13 protein-coding genes and 3 tRNA genes are annotated in these 15,350 nt (G+C 63.2%); 9 read left to right on the forward strand and 7 right to left on the reverse strand.

The window, feature by feature from the left end; genetic code table 11:
• The first annotated feature begins 6 nt into the window (after window positions 1–6).
• The 8 genes from XBLMG947_RS03690 (at window position 7) to XBLMG947_RS03725 (ending at window position 4,903) form a co-directional block, all read left to right on the forward strand.
• Window positions 7–357, forward strand: coding sequence for a ribonuclease E inhibitor RraB (locus XBLMG947_RS03690; RefSeq protein WP_065466440.1), 351 nt, complete (start codon window positions 7–9; stop codon window positions 355–357).
• Window positions 358–396: 39 nt separating this feature from the next.
• A complete protein-coding gene (locus XBLMG947_RS03695) occupies window positions 397–879 on the forward strand; it encodes a peroxiredoxin (protein ID WP_065466441.1) in 483 nt (160 codons plus the stop codon).
• Between the two features lie 82 nt (window positions 880–961).
• The gene (locus XBLMG947_RS03700) at window positions 962–2,359 is read left to right on the forward strand and encodes a PhoH family protein (protein WP_065466442.1); all 1,398 of its coding nucleotides are present in this window, start codon (window positions 962–964) and stop codon (window positions 2,357–2,359) included.
• Entirely contained in the window at window positions 2,359–2,841 is a 483-nt protein-coding gene (locus XBLMG947_RS03705; RefSeq protein WP_065466443.1) for a hypothetical protein, read from the forward strand. The genes XBLMG947_RS03700 and XBLMG947_RS03705 overlap by 1 nt, the downstream gene beginning before the upstream one ends.
• Window positions 2,842–2,923: 82 nt before the next feature.
• Window positions 2,924–3,733: a bifunctional hydroxymethylpyrimidine kinase/phosphomethylpyrimidine kinase gene (thiD, locus tag XBLMG947_RS03710; RefSeq protein WP_065466444.1), complete on the forward strand. Its 810-nt coding sequence runs from the start codon at window positions 2,924–2,926 to the stop codon at window positions 3,731–3,733.
• On the forward strand, window positions 3,730–4,605 hold the full coding sequence (locus XBLMG947_RS03715; protein ID WP_065466445.1) for an alpha/beta hydrolase family protein: 876 nt from the start codon (window positions 3,730–3,732) through the stop codon (window positions 4,603–4,605). Before thiD ends, XBLMG947_RS03715 begins: the two co-directional genes overlap by 4 nt.
• Window positions 4,606–4,654: 49 nt before the next feature.
• Window positions 4,655–4,731 (forward strand) — tRNA-Arg (locus tag XBLMG947_RS03720).
• A gap of 95 nt (window positions 4,732–4,826) precedes the next feature.
• A tRNA-Arg gene (locus tag XBLMG947_RS03725) sits at window positions 4,827–4,903 on the forward strand.
• Between the two features lie 172 nt (window positions 4,904–5,075).
• On the opposite strand, the gene XBLMG947_RS03730 is transcribed toward XBLMG947_RS03725, so the two are convergent.
• Window positions 5,076–6,065 (reverse strand): DedA family protein/thiosulfate sulfurtransferase GlpE, encoded by a 990-nt coding sequence (locus XBLMG947_RS03730; protein WP_065466446.1) that lies wholly within the window; start codon window positions 6,063–6,065, stop codon window positions 5,076–5,078.
• A gap of 44 nt (window positions 6,066–6,109) precedes the next feature.
• Window positions 6,110–7,054 carry a LysR substrate-binding domain-containing protein gene (locus XBLMG947_RS03735; protein WP_065466447.1) on the reverse strand — a complete coding sequence of 315 codons (945 nt, stop codon included), beginning with the start codon at window positions 7,052–7,054 and terminating at the stop codon, window positions 6,110–6,112.
• Between the two features lie 135 nt (window positions 7,055–7,189).
• Here XBLMG947_RS03735 and XBLMG947_RS03740 point away from each other — a divergent pair, with 135 nt between their 5' ends.
• A complete protein-coding gene (locus XBLMG947_RS03740; protein WP_065466448.1) occupies window positions 7,190–7,891 on the forward strand; it encodes a pirin family protein in 702 nt (233 codons plus the stop codon).
• 345 nt (window positions 7,892–8,236) lie between these two features.
• On the opposite strand, the gene XBLMG947_RS03745 is transcribed toward XBLMG947_RS03740, so the two are convergent.
• The 5 genes from XBLMG947_RS03745 to recX form a co-directional block, all read right to left on the reverse strand.
• Window positions 8,237–10,192 carry a methyl-accepting chemotaxis protein gene (locus tag XBLMG947_RS03745; RefSeq protein WP_181093098.1) on the reverse strand — a complete coding sequence of 652 codons (1,956 nt, stop codon included), beginning with the start codon at window positions 10,190–10,192 and terminating at the stop codon, window positions 8,237–8,239.
• Between the two features lie 1,316 nt (window positions 10,193–11,508).
• Window positions 11,509–11,601: transfer RNA gene (locus XBLMG947_RS03750), tRNA-Ser, on the reverse strand.
• Window positions 11,602–11,685: 84 nt separating this feature from the next.
• A complete protein-coding gene (gene csrA, locus XBLMG947_RS03755) occupies window positions 11,686–11,898 on the reverse strand; it encodes a carbon storage regulator CsrA (protein WP_003481884.1) in 213 nt (70 codons plus the stop codon).
• A 139-nt stretch (window positions 11,899–12,037) separates the two neighbouring features.
• Complete coding sequence (gene alaS, locus XBLMG947_RS03760; protein WP_065466450.1) at window positions 12,038–14,686, reverse strand: alanine--tRNA ligase; 2,649 nt, start codon at window positions 14,684–14,686, stop codon at window positions 12,038–12,040.
• A 101-nt stretch (window positions 14,687–14,787) separates the two neighbouring features.
• On the reverse strand, window positions 14,788–15,276 hold the full coding sequence (recX, locus tag XBLMG947_RS03765; RefSeq protein WP_065466451.1) for a recombination regulator RecX: 489 nt from the start codon (window positions 15,274–15,276) through the stop codon (window positions 14,788–14,790).
• Between the last annotated feature and the right edge of the window lie 74 nt (window positions 15,277–15,350).

Below are 15,350 nucleotides of genomic sequence, written 5' to 3' on the forward strand. Positions count from 1 at the left end.
GCACCGATGGCCATCGCCCAATCCGCGCTGAAACAGATGTTCGACCACATCCGCTCCGAGACCGACTGGAATCTCGACGGCCCGCTGCGCTGGGAATATTTCTTCGCCGACCCGGCCCAGGAACCGCTGCAGAAGCTCGCCGAGCAACTGACCCAGGACGGCTACCGCGTCATCGACATCTTCCTCGGCGAACGCGACGAAGACGATGGCGACGATGAAGAATCGTATTTCCTGCATGTGGACAGGAAAGAGCACCACACCATCGAGTCGCTGAATCAGCGCAATGCGCAGTTCGACGCACTTGCCAAACGTTTCCATGTGGCTGCTTATGATGGGATGGACGTCGGCCCGGCCTGATCGGCCGCCGACCGCCTTTCCCCTTCAGGCTGAGCAACGATGACCGACGCTGTACTGGAACTGCCCGCTACGACCCTCGACCTGCCGCTGGCGCTGTCCGGCGGCACCCAGACCACCCTGCGCGGTTATGCCGGCAGGTGGTTGGTGCTGTACTTCTACCCGAAGGACAGCACGCCCGGCTGCACCACCGAAGGCCTGGATTTCAACGCATTACTGCCGCAGTTCGAAAAGGCAGGCGCGATGGTGCTGGGTGTTTCGCGCGATTCGGTGAAATCGCACGACAATTTCTGCGCCAAGCAAGGCTTCACCTTCCCATTGATCAGCGACAGCGATGAAGCGCTGTGTCGCGCCTTCGACGTGATCAAGGAAAAGAACATGTACGGCAAACAGGTGCTCGGCATCGAGCGCAGCACCTTTTTGCTCTCGCCCGAGGGGCATGTCGTGCAGGCCTGGCGCAAGGTCAAGGTCGCCGGCCATGCCGAGGCCGTGCTGGCCGCAGTCAAGGCGCACGCCAAACAGTGACACCCCTCGCTTCCCGCGTCCTCCATCACCCTGCGCTTGCAGGCGTGATGGCTCGCCCCTGCTCCATCACTTGGAAGACCCAATGACCCGAGGCAAGCGCATCTACGTGCTGGACACCAACGTGCTGATGCACGATCCCACCGCGCTGTTCAAGTTCGAGGAACACGATGTGTTCCTGCCGATGCAGGTGATCGAGGAGCTCGACAACGCCAAGAAGGGGACCTCCGAAGTCAGCCGCAACGCGCGCCAGGTCAGCCGCTTCCTGGACGAATTGCTCGAAAACGCCAACGCCGAGCAGATTCAGGCCGGCATCCTGCTGAGCCATCCGCAGGGCATCCAGCTCAAGGGCCAGGCCGCGATCGGCCGGCTGTATTTCCAGATCCACCCGATCGACCCGGGCCGTACCTTCGGCGCGATGCTGCCGGACAACAAGATCCTGGCCTCGGTGCTGGCGCTGCGCGAAGAAAATCCGGATGTGCCGGTCATCCTGGTGTCCAAGGACATCAACCTGCGCATCAAGGCCTACATCAGCGGGCTGGTCGCCGAGGACTACCAGAACGACCGCGCGCTGGACGATTTCAGCCTGCTGTTCACCGGTGCCATCGAGCTGCCGGAAGATTTCTGGCACAAGCACAACGAGGATCTGCGCAGCTGGAACGAGCGCGGCCGCACCCATTACGAAATCGTGCTGGCCGACGATGAAGATTGGTACCCGAATCAGTACCTGTATCTGCCCGGCGACGACGAGGTGGAACTGCGGGTGGCGCGGGTCGGCGGCGGCAAGGCCACGCTGTGCCTAGTCGACGACTTCCGCAATACGCAGCACGCGGTGTGGGGCATCGCTGCGCGCAACCGCGAGCAGAATTTCGCGCTCAATGCCTTGATGGACCCGGAGATCGACTTCGTCACCCTGCTCGGCACGGCCGGCACCGGCAAGACCTTGCTCGCACTGGCCGCCGGCCTGGCCCAGACCATGGACCAGCAGCGTTACCGCGAAATCATCATGACCCGCGCCACCGTCAGCGTGGGCGAAGATATCGGCTTCTTGCCGGGCACCGAAGAAGAAAAGATGACCCCGTGGATGGGCGCGCTCACCGACAACCTGGAAGTGCTCACGCACAACCAGGAAGGCGGCTCGTGGGGCCGTGCGGCCACCAACGACCTGCTCGCCAGCCGTATCAAGATCCGCTCGATGAACTTCATGCGCGGTCGCACCTTCCTGTCGCGCTATCTGATCCTGGACGAGGCGCAGAACCTCACCCCGAAGCAGATGAAGACGCTGATTACCCGCGCCGGCCCCGGCACCAAGATCGTGTGCCTGGGCAACGTCGAACAGATCGACACGCCCTACCTCACCGAGACCACGTCCGGCCTGACCTATGCGGTGGATCGCTTCAAGGCCTGGCCGCACAGCGCGCACATCACGCTGCGTCGCGGCGAGCGCTCGCGTCTGGCCGACTTCGCCTCGGAGGTATTGTGATGCGCCCACTTCGTGGCGCGGTGGCGCTCGCTGTGGTTGCGCTGGCTGGCTGCGCCACCACGCAAGGTCCGTCCAGCGTGCCGACCAATCTGAAGAACGGGCAGTCGTGGATCATCACCCGACAGGGCGTGGCCGAGCAGGTGCTGCAGACCTGCTCGCGCGACAGCCCGGCGAAGCATCCCGGCCAGATCAGCGGCTATTGGGCGCCGAGCCACCAGCAGGTCGAACAGCTCGAAGCGCGGCAGGATGCATTGACGCCCACCATTGCCGAGCCGCGCGAGTTCGACCGCCAATACGTGGGTGTGGTGATCCAGGGCCAGCAGTTGATCTACATCAACGCCTTCAAGCTGCCGAATACGCCGAAGGTGAAACCAGCCACCGAGGCGATCCAGGTCTGCGACGGTGGCAGCATGTTCTGGGGCGCGTTGTACGATCCACAGACCGGCGCGTTTTCGCAGATTGCGGTGAACGGCACCCCGTAATGCCACTGTAAGCCCTCCAGGCGTAAAGCAGCGTCGACATACGATTCTGCACAGCCGCGATCCGGCAGTGCAGAATCGGCATATGACCACGCCCAGCACGCTGTCTGCATTGACCATCGCCGGCTCCGATTCGGGCGGTGGCGCCGGTATCCAGGCCGACCTCAAGACCTTCGCCGCACACCGCGTGCACGGGTTGTCGGCGATCACCGCACTGACCGCACAACACACCCGCGCCGTCACCGCCGTGCATATCCCACCCCTGCCTTTTCTGCAGGCGCAGGTGGATGCCTGCTTCGCCGACTTCCAGATCCAGGCGGTCAAGCTCGGCATGCTGGCCAATGCCGAGGTCATTCATTGCGTGGCCGACTTGCTCGAACGCCATCGCCCACCGTTTGTGGTGCTCGACCCGGTAATGGTGTCCACCAGCGGCGCACGCCTGCTCGAAGATGCTGCGCTGGAGGCGCTGCGCACGCGCCTGCTGCCGCTGGCCACGCTGATCACGCCCAATACGCCCGAAGCGGAGCTGCTGATCGGCCGCCGCATCGACAGCGCCGACACCGCCGAACACGCCACAGCGGCCCTGCTCGATCTGGGCGCCAACGCAGTGCTGCTCAAGGGCGGACACCTGCACGAAGGCGCACGCGTGCTCGATCGCTTCGATGACGGCGTCACCCAGGATGTGTTCATGCATCCGCGCCTGCAGGTGGATGCGCATGGCACCGGCTGCAGTCTGTCGGCGGCGATTGCCGCACAGTTGTGTCAGGGCCTGTCGTTGCTCAATGCCTGCGAAGCGGCGATCGATTACGTTGCACGCGCCATCCGCCTCGGCCAATGCCCCGGCCACAGCGATGTGCTGGTGCTCGACCACTTCGGCGCTGCGCCCGGCGCATGAGCGTGCAGACCGATACTTTGCTCGCCAGCGCTGCAGATGGACATCGCTGGCAGGTGATTCGTTGCGCGCCACCACAGCCAACCGCCACGCTGCTGTGGTTGCCCGCGCTCGGCGTAGCAGCGCGGCACTACCAACCTTTCGCCCAGGCGCTCGCGTCCACCGGCGTGGCGGTGTATCTGCACGAACGGCGCGGCAATGGCAGCAGTACGCTGCGTCCATCGCGTGAGCACGATTGGGGCTATCGCACGCTGCTTGCCGACGATCTCCCCGCCAGCCACGCCTTGCTCGATCTGCACGACCCGCAGTTGCCGCGCGTCATCGGCGGACACAGCCTTGGCGGTCAGCTCGCGTGTTGCCATGCCGCACTGCATCCGGCGCAATTCGCCCAGCTCTGGCTGGTGGCCAGCGGCTCGCCGTACTGGCGTCATTTTCCCGCACCGATGCGCTACGGCCTGCCCGCGGCATTTCGGCTGTTGCCGTGGCTGGCACGCAGGCAAGGCGTGCTGCATGGGCGCAAGCTCGGCTTCGGCGGGACCGAAGCACGCAGCTTGATCGCCGATTGGGCGCAGGTCGGTCGCAGTGGTCGCTATCGCGCGGCAGGCGCGGCCTGGGATCTGGAACAGGCACTGGGCCGACTGCGCGTGCCGATCCGCGCGGTGACCCTTGCACGCGACAAATTAGGTCCGGCCGCTGCGCTGTATGCCTTGCTCGACAAGATGCCGCAGGCACGCGCGGAACACCTCGCGTTGGACGACAGGCAACTGGGTACGCGCAGCGATCATTTCGCCTGGATGAAAACATCTGCGGCCGTGGTCGCTGCCCTACGCAGTGCGGCGCCTGACGAGGACATCCACGGCAATCGAACTTCATAAAGGGATTGACGGACCCGTCGCTCATCCGCATAATTCCGCTCCTGACGAGGCGCCCGTAGCTCAGTTGGATAGAGTACCTGGCTACGAACCAGGCGGTCGGGAGTTCGAATCTCTCCGGGCGCACCATCCTCAGAACGACAAAAAGACAGCACTCAACCGCTGTTTTTTCAGTTAAAAAGATCCGATCGCACTGCGTCAGATCTGCAAGGCAAACAAGATATGCGCCCGTAGCTCAGTTGGATAGAGTACCTGGCTACGAACCAGGCGGTCGGGAGTTCGAATCTCTCCGGGCGCACCAATCTTGAAGAAAACGACCAGCTTGTTGGTCATTTTTTTGCCTGTCGTTTTTTCCGATGCAGACGACGGCGCGCATGGCGCCGGATCGGAGTGTGCCGCTGCATCGAACACTGCCACGAACTTGGCGACACCCTACCCTCGCCTACGCAACCACCGGGACCTCGTTCGTGCCATCAGGCCGTGGCAGCAACGGCGCTGGCGTCGGCCACCACCGCCGGCACCAGCGATGTCACCGGATGCCCGGCATCGCGCCATGCATCCAGACCGCCCAGCAACGGCCGCACATCGCGATATCCGCGCTCGCGCATCCGCGCGGCCAACCACGCGGCAGACACCTCGTCCGGACACGCGCAGTAGATCACCACGCTGCGATCGCGCGGCACGCTGGCAAGGATCTGCGCCAGCTGGCGCTCGTCGGCGAACACGGCGCCAGGAATCGTGTAGGGCTGCAGATCGCGATAGTCCGGCGCACGGATATCCAGCACGGTCGGCCGCAGGCTCTCTTCGCCATCCAGCAACGGCACCAGTTCGTCTACCGCAATGCGCGCATGCTCCAGCGATCGCAACAGGCTGTGCCGCCGCCACCAGCGCCAACCGACATAGCCGGCCAGCAACGCGGCCAGCACCACAATCGCGCCCGAGCAGAGTTCGGACAGCAAGGCGAGCACATCCTGCACCTGATGCGCGAACACAGCGCCCGCACCCAGGCCGGCCAATGCCCACAACGATGCACCGAAGGCGTCGTAGCGCAGAAACGCCGCAGGACCTACCCGCATCGCGCCAGCCATCGGAACCGACACCATCGACAAGCCCGGCACGAATTTGGCCACTGCCAGCACCCGCACGCCCCAGCGCGAAAAGAAGCGCTCGGTCTGCTTCATGCAGGTATCGCGCGACAGCGACAGCCGACACAACGACTGCAAGGTGCGATTGCCGAAGCGACGGCCCGCCAGGTACCAGACCAGATCACCCAACAGACTTGCCGCGACAGACACCGCCAACGCTGCAAGTCCGGCCAACCAGGCATCGCGACCGCCCTGCAAGGCATAGCTGGCCCCGACCAGCACCGGCGTCGGCAACGCCGGCACCGGCAGCCCGAGCGACAACGCCAGCACGTTGGCGAACACCAGCGCCAATCCGTGCTGTTCGATCAAGCCTTGCATGCGACGACCCTGCGCGACGGCGAGCGGCCATTATCCGCCTTACGTCACAGCGGCGACTGCCCGCCGGCGACGGAACGATACGTTGCGGCCAAGGCGTGCAACCAGCGGTCGAACAGGCCATCGCTGCGCAAGGCAGCTCGCCACCAGCTCAAAGCCTCGCCGTCCTCGCCCGGCCGCCATGCCAGGTAAAAGGTTTCGTCGGGCTTGTGCGTTTCCACCTGCACCTCGCGCAGCCTGCCGTCCTGCAGCGCCCCGCGTGCGTACGGCTCGGGCAGGAAGCCGTAGCCGGCGCCAGCCAATTGCAGCAGCAGCTTGGTGCGCATATCGGGCACGGTGAGCACGTCGCGGCCGGATAGCAGCCCGACGGTGCGCGGCAGCAGCCGCCGCGCAGAATCCGCCACCGCAATTGCGCGGTGCTCGGCCAGCTCGGCCGCGCCGAGCACGCCGGCATTCGCCAGCGGATGGGCGGATGCCACGGCGAATACGAAGCGCAGGGTGCCGATGGGCTCGGCCACATATCCACCGCCACTGGGGCCCTCGCCCGCCGCCACGATCAGGTCCACGCGCCTGTCCAGCAGCGCTTCCCAACTGCCCGACAACGACTCGCTCAGCACGCGCAAGCGCGTGCTGTCTGCGACGGCGTAGAAGTCCAGGATCTGTGGCTGCAGCAAGGCCGCAGGCAGCACCGCATCCAGCCCGATCGCAAAGTCCGATTCCCAGCCGGAAGCCACCCGGCGCACCCGGACTTCCAGCTCCTGCGCCGCACGCAGCAAGTGACGGCCTTCGCGCAGGAGTCCGCGGCCAGCCTGGGTGGGCGTGGCCTTCGGCCCGAATCGCTCGAACAACTGCACGCCCAGATCCTCCTCCAGCCTGGCCACCGTGTAGGAAATGGTCGATGGCACCTTGAACAACACCTTGGCAGCAGCGGTAAACGAGCCACGACGGTCGATCGCATCCAGGATCTGCAGCGCTTCCAGGCTGATTTTCATTGTTCGATTTTTTCGATGGTAGCGGCCAAATCTACTCGCTTTTTCTCTGACCGGCAGAGGTTGAGACTACGCATCAAGCCGCTGGGCACCGATTCAACCTCCAGCACCAATTCGAATCTTTCAAGGAGAAGCCGCATGTTGAATGTCCGCAAGAGCGAAACCCGTGGCCACGCCGAACATGGCTGGCTGTCCTCGCGCCATACCTTCTCCTTCGCCAGCTACCACGACCCCCGCCACATGGGCATCGGCCCGCTGCGGGTAATCAACGAGGACAAGGTGACCCCGGGCGAAGGCTTCGGCACCCATGCGCACCGCGACATGGAGATCATTTCCTACGTCCTGGGCGGTGCGCTGGAACACAAGGACAGCATGGGCACCGGCTCGGTCCTGCACTACGGCGATGTGCAGCGCATGAGCGCCGGCAGCGGCGTCACCCATAGCGAGTTCAATCATTCAGCCAGCGAGCCGGTGCACTTCCTGCAGATCTGGGTGATGCCCGAACGTGCCGGCATCGAGCCGAGCTACGAAGAAAAGCACTTCGATGTCGACAGCAAGCGCAACCAGTTGCGCCTGATCGCCTCGCCGGGTGGGGAGAACGGCTCGCTGCGCCTGCATCAGGACGCGCGCCTGTATGCCACCATTCTGGACGGCGAGGTGCGCCTGCAGCAGCCGCTGGCCGAAGGCCGCATCGGCTACGTGCAGGTCGCCCGCGGCAGCCTGAGCGTCAATGGGCAGGTGCTGTCGGCTGGCGACGCGGTGCAGGTCATCGGCGAGCCGCAGATCGTGTTGGCCGATGCGTGCGATGCCGAAGTCCTGATATTCGACCTGCCGAAGTAAGCGCCAAAGACGCGATGGATGGCGTCCTGCGCACTACTGGTGCGCTCGGCAGTAACTAGCGCCGAGCCAGACAAAGCCCGCTCACGCGGGCTTTGTGTTGTGCGGACTTTTTAAGGGGGGACTGGAACCAGTGATGGCTTGTCGCTGATGGCTTACCACTTATGGCGGGTGAGTTCTGAGTTGCAGCTAGCGGCTAGCGACTAGCGTTCCGACGGGTGTTGTCGCCGCGGTCTGATCGAAGCAAATGCGCCAGAGAGAAAGCCATCGAGTCCAGTGCGATCGTCGCCAGCGTGTCGCCCGCACTATCAGGGCAACGTGCTCCTTCGAGCGCGCAGCGCCACGTAGTCACGCCACCTTCGATGTCGCATTCTGCGCAACCTGCGCATCGACCTGCACTCCAGCACGATCCTCGCCATTGGCATCGCCATTGACCAAAGCGAATAGCGCATCGGCATCGCCTTCCAGCACGCGCGCCGAGCGCGCCAGGTCGTCGACCATCTGTGCTTGGTCGCGTGCCTGCACACCGATCGACTGCAACGCGACGTTCGCGATGGAAATATCCTGAGCCTGGTCGCGGCTGGCAGCGGCGATCTGCTCCACGGTCGCAGTCACGCGCAGGACCGAGGTCACCACGTCCCGCATCACCACACCGGCTTGCTCGGCCAGGCGCGAACCATCGCCTACCTGATCGGTCGCGTTGTCGATCAAAGATCGAATCTCCTTGGCCGAGACGCTGCAACGTTGCGCAAGACTGCGCACTTCGGTCGCCACGACGGCGAAGCCACGCCCCTGCTCGCCGGCACGGGCCGCTTCTACCGCTGCGTTCAAGGCCAGGATATTGGTCTGGAACGCGATGCCGTCGATCACCTCGATGATCTGACCGATGCGGTCGGTCGCCGAGCGGATGCCGGCAGTGGTCTTGACCACATCGGCAATGACATCGGCGCCGCGCCGTGCCACTGCGGCCGAGTCCTCGGCCATGCGCCGCGCGGAACCTGCATTTTCGGAATTGGCGCGCACGGTCGCGGCCAGTTGATCGATCGTGCCCGAGGTCTGCTCCACCGCGGCGGACTGCGTGGACACGCGGATGACCAACTCCTGGTTGCTCGCCGAAATATGGTGCGCCTCGCGCTGCACGTTTTGCGCAATGCTCATGGTCTGCAGCATCAAATCACGCATGCGCTCGGCCGAGCGCACCTGATCGGTCACGTCGGTTGCGTACTTGACCACTTTATACGGCTGCCCGGAGACATCCAGGATCGGGTTGTAGGAGGCCTGGATCCAGACCGCACTACCATCCTTGCTTAGCCGGCGATAGCGCCCTGCATCGAATTGGCCGCTTGCCAGCTTCGCCCAGAACTGTCGGTATTCCTCGGACGCCCGATAGGCAGCATCCACGAACACGCTGTGGTGCTGACCGATTGCCTCCGCAGCCGGATAGCCCAGGATGTTCAGGAAATTCTCGTTGGCGCCGAGCACGTTCCCTTTCAGGTCGAACTCGATCACGCCCATCACCTTGTCGATCGCCCGGATGCGTCCGTCCGCATCGGCCGAGTCGATCACCTGACGGGTCACATCGGTGGCGTACTTGACCACCTTGTACGGGCGCCCGAGCTCGTCGAGCACGGGATTGTAGGACGCCTGGATCCACACCTGCCTGCCGTCCTTGCCGATGCGCTGGTAGCGTCCCGCATCGAAGACGCCGCGCCCGAGCGACTCCCAGAACGCGCGATATGCAGCCGACTGACGTGTACTCGCATCCACGAACATGCCGTGGTGCTTGCCGCGAATCTCCTCCAGCCGGTAGCCCATCACTTGCAAGAAATTCTGGTTGGCCGCGAGCACCGTACCGTCCAGCGAAAACTCGATGACCGCCATCACCTTGTCGATGGCGTCGATGCGCCCCTCAAAATCGGCGGTCTGGCGTACCTGTGCCGTGATATCGGTGGCGTACTTCACCACGCGATACGCCTTGCCGGATCGATCCAGCAACGGGTTGTACGAGGCGTTGATCCACACCTCGCGCCCATGCTTGTCCAGGCGGCAGAAACGCCCGGCATTGAAGTCGCCGCGACGCAGCGCCTCCCAGAACTGCCGATAACTTTCGCTGTCGCGATCGGACGGTGTCACGAACATGCGGTGATGCTGCCCGACCACCTCGTCCAGTCGATACCCCATCAGGGCCAGGAAATTCGGGTTCGCATCCAGAATGCGGCCGTCCAGATCGAACTCGATCACCGCCATCACCCGATCCACCGCCGTGGCCCTGTGTTGCAGCCCACGGCTCCAGGAAGAGAACAGGCGTCCAAGCAGATGTGATAGGCGCATCACGTCGAAATCCGATCTTTGGTTCAGACCTTTAGCGACCCATGCGCCGGTTACTTAACCCCACTGCATGCGGCGTCTCCAAGGTGGTTCAGATGGCGTCATGGAGCGGCGACGCACCCTGGAGCGAAGCGCTAACGATGTCCCTTCCGAGCCCGTTTCGCGGCATCCCGGGCAGGCAACCGATAGCGTTTAGGGCGCTGGTAGCAGCGCCACCGGCCCCCTCGACCGACGCAGTTCGATAGGCTTTCCCAATTGCTCCTCATTCGCTGCCCTGCCCTTGGTGGGTCGGCCTTTGGTCTGTCGTCTGCGATCGTTGGCGTGGGTGCACTCGTCTTCGGTCTTGCGTCGGCGGTTGTTGGCGCCGGCAGATTCGTCCGCGCGCGCTCTCTGCCGTTCTAGCCAGATGGATTGGCTTCGATCTTTCTACGATGCCTGGGCTTGGTGGAGTAATCCTTGAACCTTTCTTCGGCTCTTGGTTCCTGGCTCTTGATGTTCGGCAGAAGTGAATTCTTGATCCGGCGTCGTTGGAACAGCGACAGATCCAAACGCTGCACTCTTGCAGAAGCAGCACTGCCATGCACTCCCAGTCTGCATGCGTAATGGCAGGAAAAACTTCAAAACCCCATCAATGCGATGGCGAAATCTCTCACGTCGATGCGTCTGGCTCGATGTGTCGTGCGGCCGTTTAAGCACGCGCGAGTACGGAAGCATCACCCATGCGCTACGCGCATGCTTACAGGCGCGTGCCAACACCATCCAGGATGTAGCGGCACGTTGCATGCGTGTACCGACACCTAGCGGACTGGCAAAAAGCAATCAGTGCGATGCCTCTACGCAACGCAAACAACGCAGCTCGCAAGCGCGATGCAGGCATACGTCAAACGAATAGCCGTCGATTGTTCCGACCAAGCGAGTAAGCCACGTGCTACACCCGGCGCCAGCGGTCATGCTCGAGAGGTGAGCTAGTTCGATGGACGAAACATCGTTGGAAACCCGCGATGCAGCCAAGCTCGGAAAGCCTAGCCCCCATCAGGCAACGTCGACACCGACGACAATGCAGGGACAGCGTGTTGCCATGAGCTACACACACCGCTAGCTGAGCGCGTCCACGGATGCATCTGCGGAACCGAACCCATGCTAGCGCGCGTCAACGCATGGCGCGGCAACCCAAGCGCTGCTCCATGCTGCAGCGTCCAGGCGCCGATCTCAGCCAACATTGTCGAATCGAGGAACGCTGCAACACAAATGAAACGCCCGCAAATCAATGCTTTGCGGGCGTTTTAGAACACTGGCGGAGCGAGAGGGATTCGAACCCTCGATAGAGCTTTTGACCCTATACTCCCTTAGCAGGGGAGCCCCTTCAGCCGCTCGGGCATCGCTCCAGTTTTTTGCGTCCTGCCGCGATGTGCGTGGCAGGCCGCGAAGAATACCGGGTAAGAGGGGCTAACGTAAACCCTTTACAACGATCAATTCGAAGAATCGTCACCGTGATGTGCGCCGGAGGCGACCGGCTCATCCCCACGCTGGATGCGCTGATAGATTTCTTCGCGATGCACAGCCACATCCTTGGGTGCGGTAATACCGATGCGCACCTGATTGCCCTTGACGCCGAGCACGGTCACGGTGACCGAGTCGCCGATCATCAAGGTTTCGCCTACCCGGCGAGTGAGGATCAACATTTTGCAAATCTCCTGGAACCGGTGGGTTTCCCACCAGTATCGACGGCCTCCTGAGTGAGACGCGCCCTAGGTAAAGGGAATAGACCAGAAATGGTAGCGGGACATCCTGCTAGCCAGCAAGGCATAGCGGGACAAGTGTTCAGCCCAAGTGTTGCTTGACCCAGGAGGGCACACCGGCGATAGCGGTCGCAAGGGCGGGCCCGTCCTCGCCACCACCCTGGGCGAGATCCGGACGGCCACCGCCCTTGCCTCCGATCTGACTGGCGATATGGCCGAGGAGTTCCCCAGCCTTCACCTTGCCAGTTGGGCTGCCATTCACACCTGCGACAAGCGCAACCTTGCCGCCTGAAGCGCCAGCAAGCACGATCACCGAGTCGCCGAGTTGTTGCTTCAGGCGATCCATCGCATCGCGCAGCGCCTTGGCATCGAAGCCCTCCAGACGCACTGCAACGACCTTGACCCCGACCACATCGATCGCACCAGCGCCCAGGTCAGCCGTTGCACCCGACGCAAGCTTGGCCTTGAGCGATTCCAGCTCACGCTCCAGCCGCTTCTGCCGCTCGGTCAGTGCACGCACCTTGTCCACCACCTCGGTGGTATTGCCGCCGAGCAGGCTGGCCGCTTCGAACAAGCGACGCTCTTCTTCGGCCACATAGTCCAACGCGCCCTGCCCGGTCACCGCTTCGATACGGCGCACACCCGACGATACCCCACCTTCAGAGGTGATCTTGAATAAGCCGATGTCGCCGGTGCGGGTGACGTGGGTACCACCACACAACTCGATGGAATAGCCGCCCATCTTGAGCACGCGCACGTTTTCGCCGTATTTCTCGCCAAACAGCGCCATCGCGCCGAAATCGAGCGCCTCCTGCATGGCCATGTTGTGCACTTCCACACCATGGTTGGTGCGGACTTCGGCGTTGACCTTGCGCTCGATCACAGCGAGCTCGTCAGCAGTGATCGGCTGGAAGTGCGAGAAGTCAAAGCGCAGACGATCCGGCGCGACCAGCGAGCCCTTCTGTTGCACATGCGTTCCCAGCACTTCACGCAGAGCCGCGTGCAGCAGATGGGTCGCCGAATGGTTGAGGATGGTCTTGCCGCGACGTTGCACATCGATGCCACCGGCCAGCACATCGCCTAGCGCAAGTGCACCTTCGGTGATGCGCCCCACATGGCCGTGGAATTGACCGGCGAACTTCTGCGTGTCGGCAACGTCGATCGACACGCCGGGGCCGCTCAACTGGCCGCTGTCGCCGACCTGACCGCCGGACTCGGCGTAGAACGGTGTGCGGTCGGTGAATACGATCACCTCGTCGCCCGCTTCCGCGCGTTCGACGGGGCGGCCCTGCTTGAGCAGTGCCACCACCTTGAGCGCATCGGCATCGTACGCTTCGTACCCCAGAAAGACGGTGGGCGACATGCTGGCGACCAGATCCGCCGGCAATGCCACGCCGCCGCCGAACTTGCCAGCCGCACGCGCGGTCTCGCGCTGACGTTCCATGGCGAACTCGAAACCCTCCATGTCCACGCGCATGCCACGCTCGCGCGCGATGTCGGCGGTCAAGTCGACCGGAAAGCCGTAGGTGTCGTACAGCCGGAACGCATCGACGCCGGGTATAACCTCCTGCGAACGCGCTGCGACCTCGTCAAAGATTTTCATGCCGGCATCCAGCGTCTCGGCAAAGCGTTCTTCTTCGGCCAACAGAGCGCGCACCACAGTGTCCTGTGCCACCACCAGCTCGGAATAGGCCTCGCCCATCAACTCAACCAGCGTGGGCACCATCTTGCTGAAGAACGGCTGGCGCACGCCCAGCATCCAGCCGTGGCGCAGCGCACGCCGGATGATCCGGCGCAGCACGTAGCCGCGCCCTTCATTGGAGGGCAGTACGCCATCGACGATGAGGAACGAACAGGCGCGAATATGATCGGCGATCACCCGCAGCGACTTGTTCTCCAGATCGGTGATGCCGGTCAGCGCGCTGGCTTTGCCGATCAAGGCCTGGAACAGATCGATTTCGTAGTTGGTGTGGACGTGCTGCAGGATCGCAGCCAGACGCTCCAGGCCCATGCCGGTGTCCACGCACGGGGCCGGCAGCGGCACCATGGTGCCGTCGGGCTGGCGATCGAACTGCATGAAAACCAGGTTCCAGATCTCGATGAAGCGGTCGCCATCTTCGTCCGGTGAACCCGGCGGACCGCCGGCAATGTGATCGCCATGGTCGAAGAAAATTTCGGTACACGGGCCACATGGGCCGGTGTCGGCCATCTGCCAGAAATTGTCCGACGCGTAGGGTGCGCCCTTGTTGTCGCCAATGCGCACAATGCGGCTTTCCGGGATACCGATCATGTCGCGCCACAACGCGAAGGCTTCTTCGTCGGTGTGGTAGACGGTGACCAGCAGACGGTCGGCCGGCAGCTTCCAGACCTGGGTCAGCAGTTCCCATGCCCAGCTGATGGCATCTTTCTTGAAGTAGTCGCCGAACGACCAGTTGCCGAGCATTTCGAAGAAGGTGTGGTGACGCGCGGTGTAGCCCACCGAATCCAGATCGTTGTGCTTGCCACCGGCACGCAGGCAGCGCTGCACGTTTGCGGCACGCACATAGCTGCGCTTCTCTGCGCCGAGAAAGACGTCCTTGAACTGGACCATGCCGGAGTTGGTAAACAGCAAGGTGGGGTCGTTGCCCGGCACCAGCGGCGCAGAGGGCACGATGGTGTGGCCCTTCCCCTCGAAGAACGCGAGGAAGTCACTACGGATCTGGGAGGTGCTGAATTTGGCAGGTGCGTTCATGTGCTGGCATTGGGCGGGCGGCAATCCCGGTCACCCAATGACATGTGGGCGCAGATGAACGGAACAACCTGAAACCACGAAGGGTAGCAGGCCTGACGCCCTCAGTCCTCAAGGTCGAAGCGCGTGGCGCTGCGAATGCTGTTGCCGTCAAAACCTCGCCGGGCGAGCAGATCGGCGGCCTTGCGCCGCTGCGGAAGGTCCACTGGGCCTTGTTCGCCGAATCGGCGGCGGATCAGATCACGCGCGTTTTCGGTCCAATCACCGTCAAAGGTCGCCATGGCGGCACTGATGGCCTCGCTATCCAAGCCATGGGTTCCAAGTTCGGCGCGAATATGCAGTGGGCCATAGCCCGAGCCGGCGCGATTGCGCACGACCGCGGTAGCAAAACGGGCGTCGTCCTGCCACCCTTCGCCGGTAAGGCGATCCACGGCAGCTTGCGCCACATCTGGCTCGATCCCGCGGGCCAGCAGCTTGCGGTTCAATTCCTTGCGCGAATGTTCGCGCCGCACCAATAGACCGAGTGCGCGCTGGACCGGCGTCTGCGCCTTGAACCGGCGCCCTCGCTTTGGTGCTGGCTCTTGCTCGTCCATCGTGAGGTGTCCTGAATCGCTAAAATCAAACAGCATCAAATGCGCCGTCCGTGGCGCCTGCCCTCCTGGCCTTC

Source organism: Xanthomonas bromi (assembly GCF_900092025.1).
Lineage (GTDB): Bacteria > Pseudomonadota > Gammaproteobacteria > Xanthomonadales > Xanthomonadaceae > Xanthomonas > Xanthomonas bromi.

Coding starts and splice junctions, on each gene's coding strand:
- alaS (WP_065466450.1), bottom strand. CDS start 14,686: ATGAACGCACCTGCCAAATTCAGCACCTCCCAGATCCGTAGTGACTTC.
- XBLMG947_RS03715 (WP_065466445.1), top strand. CDS start 3,730: ATGAGCGTGCAGACCGATACTTTGCTCGCCAGCGCTGCAGATGGACAT.
- XBLMG947_RS03700 (WP_065466442.1), top strand. CDS start 962: ATGACCCGAGGCAAGCGCATCTACGTGCTGGACACCAACGTGCTGATG.
- XBLMG947_RS03735 (WP_065466447.1), bottom strand. CDS start 7,054: ATGAAAATCAGCCTGGAAGCGCTGCAGATCCTGGATGCGATCGACCGT.
- thiD (WP_065466444.1), top strand. CDS start 2,924: ATGACCACGCCCAGCACGCTGTCTGCATTGACCATCGCCGGCTCCGAT.
- XBLMG947_RS03705 (WP_065466443.1), top strand. CDS start 2,359: ATGCGCCCACTTCGTGGCGCGGTGGCGCTCGCTGTGGTTGCGCTGGCT.
- XBLMG947_RS03695 (WP_065466441.1), top strand. CDS start 397: ATGACCGACGCTGTACTGGAACTGCCCGCTACGACCCTCGACCTGCCG.
- recX (WP_065466451.1), bottom strand. CDS start 15,276: ATGGACGAGCAAGAGCCAGCACCAAAGCGAGGGCGCCGGTTCAAGGCG.
- csrA (WP_003481884.1), bottom strand. CDS start 11,898: ATGTTGATCCTCACTCGCCGGGTAGGCGAAACCTTGATGATCGGCGAC.
- XBLMG947_RS03740 (WP_065466448.1), top strand. CDS start 7,190: ATGTTGAATGTCCGCAAGAGCGAAACCCGTGGCCACGCCGAACATGGC.
- XBLMG947_RS03730 (WP_065466446.1), bottom strand. CDS start 6,065: ATGCAAGGCTTGATCGAACAGCACGGATTGGCGCTGGTGTTCGCCAAC.
- XBLMG947_RS03690 (WP_065466440.1), top strand. CDS start 7: ATGGCCATCGCCCAATCCGCGCTGAAACAGATGTTCGACCACATCCGC.